Genomic DNA, 5,381 nt, shown 5'->3' with positions numbered 1-5,381 from the left:
GGAGGGGGAGTGGCGGCGGGCCGGGGTGTCGCCGCGGACGTGTTCCAGGAGGGTGCGCAGGGTCGGCTGGACGGCCTGCTGGTCGCCGAACTCGGTGTCCAGGGCGGCCGGGAGGGTCTCCGCCCAGAACTCCCAGAGCGGGCGGAGCCAGCCCTCGACGCGTTCGCCGTCCCGTTCGCGGCGCTCCGCGAGCAGGTCCAGCTGGCGCGGTGCGATCTTCTCGACGAGTTCGACGAACAGGGGGTGCGGATCGCTGCCGCTTCTCGTCAGGCCACGCGGCTGCGCGCCCATCAGCTCGCGGCAGTAGTCCTCGACCGTGCGCTCGTCGTCGAGGACGGTCCAGCGTTCGTAGGCGCGCAGGAGCTGGGCCCAGCTGGAGACTCCGCCCGGGAAGTCGCCCAACCTGAGGCGTACGCCCGGTACCTGGGGGCCTGTCTCGGGGTGCAGGCGCAGCCGGACGCGGTCCGGGGAGGCCGTCTCGCCGTCGACGACGTCGACCTGGCCGTTCCACATGCAGCACAGCAGCCGGTGCAGGATGACCCGGCGGTCCTCCTCGCCGCTGACCATCCAGCTGTCCTGGTAGCCGAGGCGCTGGCGCCACCGCAGGACGTCCTGGGCCTGCTCGTTGTCCTTGGCCCTGGCCCACTGCCGGAGCACCTTGCGGGCCTCCGGCACCTGGGTGAGGCTCATCTCGCTGCGGAACAGCACGACCGTCACCGAGTCGCTCTCGACGCCCCGGTACTCGACGGAGTTCCGGGCGTCGGCGGGCAGGCGGAGCGCCTTGCCGAGGTACTGCTCGACCTCGTCGACCGCCTCCACACGCGGGTAGGTGACCAGCACCCGCAGCGGGCCGGTGCCCTCCGGGGTGAAGCCGACCGGGAGCAGCCCGGCCAGTTTGCGGCCGAACAGGTCGAGGGCCTCCTTGCTGACCTGGTTCGTGGCGTCGGAGTCGCCCGCCGCGGCGGCCAGCAGGGTGCTCATGGACGGCAACAGGGGCCGTTCTTCGAGGCGTTGGCCGCCCTCGGCGAACAACCGGGTGATCTTGCCCTCCAGTTGTGCCTTCACCACCGACACCGCGCTGTCGGGGCTGCGCCGGCTGATGCCGTGCACCTCGCGCCAGGTGTCACCGCTGACCAGCTTGAGCAGCAGCGCCGCCGCGTCGTCCGTCTCGCGCAGGCCCTCGCGCCGGATCAGCCGGGTCACCAGGTCCTCGTAGAAGTGGTTGAGGGTGCGCTGCGGCGGCAGCAGGTACGAGATGCCCGTGCGGTCCTCGTACAGTTCGGTGCCCTTCTGCGCGGAGACCTTGCGTTCCTGGTCGCCGTGCGAGCGGAAGGCGTTGACCAGGCGGGCGATGTCGGAGCCCGCGGTGTCGGCGGGGGCCCGCCAGCGCTGCTGCTGTTCGCGCCAGGCCTCGTGCCAGACGGTCCGGCAGCGCCACTGGTACCAGGCGTCCTGTTCCTGGAGGGCGGCCAGCACGTCGTCGTCGCCCCAGCGGGCCGGTGACATGCCCGCCAGCCGGCCCTTGATACGGGGGATCTTCGGCGGCTGGTCGGTCAGCCCGTCCGGGCGGCGCGGGGCGCGGGAGCGGTTCTCCAGCATGCCGAGGAAGCCGAGCCGGGCGATCGGGTCCTCGGTGTCGGTCTCCGGGACGCCCCGCACGACCCGGTAGGCGTGGAAGGGGTCGACGTTCAGGAGGAGTTTGTCGATGGCGGGGCCCGGGGCGAACAGGTCGGCCATCTGGGCGGCGGAACGTTCGGCGATGGTCCGCAGGTCGGCCAGGAGCCGCTGCATGTCGGTGATGCGTTCGCCGAGCGCGGTCTCGACGGCCTTGCCGCCGCGTGGCAGCGGGTCGGGCTCCTGGACGGGCAACTGCTTGCGTTCCCACAGATCTTCGAGGTGGGAGTCGGCGAACAACTGCTGGATCAGCGGCACGGTGGTCTCGCGCAGGGAGGTCCGGGGCCGCTCCAGGAGCTCGCCGACCGCCTCCCGCAGCAGCCGCCCGGCCACCAGGTCGGCGAGCTGGTCCTTCGGTACGGTCATCGACGCGACGAGGCTGGTGGAGACGCCCTGGCGGCCGATACCGGTGGGGGAGAGCGCGCTGCGGTGCACACCCCGGTTGATGAAGCTCGCGGCGAAGGTCTGGAAGTCGTCGTCGCCGACCGCGGTCCGGCCCCGGGTGCTGGTGTCGCCCAGTTCGGTGCCGATGAGCGACATGACGAGGGAGACGATGGAGCGGCGCAGGTCGTCGGGGCGGATTCCGGCGGTCGGACTGAACAGGAACGAGGTGGGCAGGATGCCGGTGCGCAGCCGGATCGGCTGGTTGCCGGGGTAGCGGACGCCGAGCCCGGCGATCTGGTCGAGGTCGCCGATCTCGGCGCCCTCGGTCGGCGCGTTCTGCCCGTCGACCAGCCGGAACAGGTCGACGAGGGCGCGGGCCGCGTTGAGGTCGGCCTCGCGTCCGCCGCCGGTCGCCGAGGAGAACGACGATGGCATGACGACCAGCGGGTAGATCTTCACGCCGTTGAAGCGCCGGAGCTGGAAGGCGTGGTTGATGAGGTGGAGGTAGTCCAGGAAGATCCCGGCTCCTGTCCCCCCGGCCACCGAGAATGCGACAAACACATCGCAGCCGGTGACCTTTCCCCCGCCCAGCTCGGCCAGTTCGCCGCCGGCCCTGGCCATCGCGTCGATCGCCTGGAGCAGCGGGGTGAGTACGGGATTCAGGCCGTGCCGGAGCGTCGCGAACAGGGCGGCACGCCCGACCGTCGGCAACTGCCCTGCGCCGTTGTGGAGCGGGGTGACACGCGGTTCGTCGGTGCGCGGCGGCAGCCACCCGGCGACCTCCCCGCGCATGCTGGCCCGGAGCATCTTGGTGACCTCCGGTGAACTGTCGAAGTTCGGCAGCAGGTCGTGGGTGGCCCGTGACGTACGGGAGTAGGCGGCGCGCAGCGACGGGTCGACGTTGAACTGCGGCAGCCGCATCAGGTCCGACTCGCTGTAGTCCGCGTACACGAACTGGAGGCAGTCGGGCAGTTGGTAGGGGGCGCTGCCGCTCAGTCTGCTTTGCAGCGCCACGCCGTCCGGGCCGCACAGTTCGGTGCGCAGTCTGCGCTCCAGCTCGGCGCCGACCAGGCCACCGGTGCCGCCCAGGCCGACGAAGAGCATCGGCTGGAAGATCTTCATGGGTTTCCTCCCCGCTCACGGCCGCTGGGCCGCGTGTTCGCGCTCGGTACGTCCGTGGGTGTGGGGCTCACAGATACGTCTGGTCGTAGGTGCTCTTGCTGTCCTGCCACCCGGGGCCGCTGTCGTTCGGGGGGCCGTCGGTACCGCCGGTGTCGAGGGCCAGGCTCACTCCCTCGGCGAGCTGGACCGCTCCACCGGCCGACAGCGCGCTCCTGCCGCCGCCTCGTCGGCGCAGCACCGCGCCGCCGTTGGGGTTGCGCTGGACGGCGTACGGGCCGTGCGCGCGCCGCTCGATCCGGGGGCTGAGGTGGGGCTCGGCGATGCCGAACTCGTACCACTGCTTGTGTCCGTGCCCCGCGATGTGCTCGCCCGGCACGGGCTCGCCGTTCGCGTCGAGCAGTCGCAGCACCAGGCCGTACGGGTCCCGGCGGGCGCGCCGGATCCGGATCCAGGCCACGACGCCCGCGACGGCCAGCGCGAGCAGGACGAGGCCGGCCAGGACCGCCCCCCAGTAGGCGTCCCAGAGTTTCTCCACGATCCCGGGCTGGGGAGTCACCTTCACCGACAGCGCGGACCGTACGAGGGTGAGGCCGCCGTCGGTGGTGTCGACGACGGTGATGTTGCCCGCGAGGGACAGCCCGTCGTCGGTGAGGCGGTCGCCGAAGATGTCGGCGGGGGCGGCCTGGACGGTCACCTCGCGGGTGCCGGACTCGCCTGGTTTCAGGGTGAGTCGGTCGGGCGTGACGCTGAGCAGGCCCGCCTTGAGGTCGGTGACGGACAGCTTCAGGGTGTGCGGGGCGTCGCTCGTGTTGTGGACGGCCAGCGTGCCCGTGAATGTGTCGCCGGGGTGGAGGTCGGCGGCGGGCAGGTCCAGGGCGGTGGTGACGGGCAGCTCGCCGGGGGCGACCCGGCCGCCCTCGCTGCGGGTGTCGGCGCTGAGGCCGGCGGCGGTCAGCGTGGCGCTCACCTTCAGCGCCCCGTTCGCCCGCTCCGGGATCCGGACGGTGCCGGTGAACGAGCCGTCGCTCGCCTTCACGTCCTTGCCGCCGCCGTCGCCCTTGCCACCACTGCCACCACTGCCACCGTGGCTCTTGCCGTCGTCGGCGAGGGTCAGCGGGATCGGGTCGAAACCGGAGCCGGTCAGTTCGCTGCGGACGCGCAGTCCGGCGTAGTCGTCCGGGTCCTTGATCTGGTAGCCCTCGCGGGTCTGGAGCCGCATCGTCACGGTGACCTCGTCCCCGGCGCGCGGGGAGGGCGGGTCCATGCTGATGGCGCCGCGCAGTTCGCCCTGCCACAGCACGCTGACGGCGACGGGCAGCGAGCGGTGCCCCTCCGGGGCCTCGGCGTGCACCTTCCACACCCCGGGCAGCGGGTCGACGATCTTCAGCGCCTCCACGGTGCCGACGCCGCCCGCGAGTTCGAAGCGGGAGTTGTGGAAGGTGCCGGTGGTGGGCACCTCGTCGCCCGCCGGGTCGGTGTAGGTGATCCGCACCGCGGGGTCGCCCTTGTCGACGACGATGCTGCCCACGGTCGCCAGCGGGGAGATGCCGATCTTCATGGTGGCGGGCGGGCGCACGGGTTTGGGCCCCGGCTCGTGGCGCATGCAGTGGGCGGCGGCGAAGATCCGCTCCAGGGTCGTGCCGACGTCCTTCGCGTCGCCGACCTTCTCGGCCTTGGGCCGGGCGGAGTCCAGTGCGACGCAGCCCTTCTGGTAGCCGCCGGCGGCCATCCTGGCGAGCTGCTTCAGGTCGGGCTTGTCCCCGAATCCCAGCGGCCAGATCTGCACGCCCTGGGCGGCGGCGTTCGCCAGCTCCAGGGTCAACTGCCGTTCGCCCTCGGCCTTCCGGTGCGCCGGGTCGCCGTACTTGGGGCTGTCCTCGACCTCCATGATCCCGTCGGTGAGCAGGAACAGCACGCGGGGCGCCGAGGGGTCGGTGCCGGTGGTGAGTTCGTGGACGCCCTGCCGGATCGCGCTCGGGAAGTCGGTGCCGGTGCCCTCACCGTCCTTGCGTTCGCGCAGCTTGGCGGCGCAGGCGCCGACGGTCTCCCGGCCCGCCGCGTCCAGCGTGGTGCGCGGGCACACGGGGTCCACGGCGCTCTGGCCCGGCCCCTCGGCGGCGGCGAACCCGAAGACGGTGACCTGGGAGGACTCGGACACGTCACCCAGGGCGATCCGGGCGGCGGCGGCCTTCTCGGCGGCC

At 72.3% G+C, this 5,381-nt stretch carries 2 protein-coding genes; both read right to left on the bottom strand.

Going from position 1 to position 5,381, the window contains the following annotated elements; all coding sequences use genetic code 11:
* Nucleotides 1-3,180 (bottom strand): tubulin-like doman-containing protein (locus tag AOK08_RS09545; RefSeq protein WP_055525042.1); only part of this gene is annotated, 3,180 nt, incomplete at its 3' end.
* Between the two features lie 67 nt (nt 3,181-3,247).
* Nucleotides 3,248-5,381 (bottom strand): hypothetical protein (locus tag AOK08_RS09540; RefSeq protein ID WP_055525041.1); only part of this gene is annotated, 2,134 nt, incomplete at its 5' end.

The organism is Streptomyces graminilatus (assembly GCF_001418565.1).
Lineage (GTDB): Bacteria > Actinomycetota > Actinomycetes > Streptomycetales > Streptomycetaceae > Streptomyces > Streptomyces graminilatus.
Note: the sequence above shows the minus strand (reverse complement) of the source record. Positions and strands in the feature narration are given on the sequence as shown.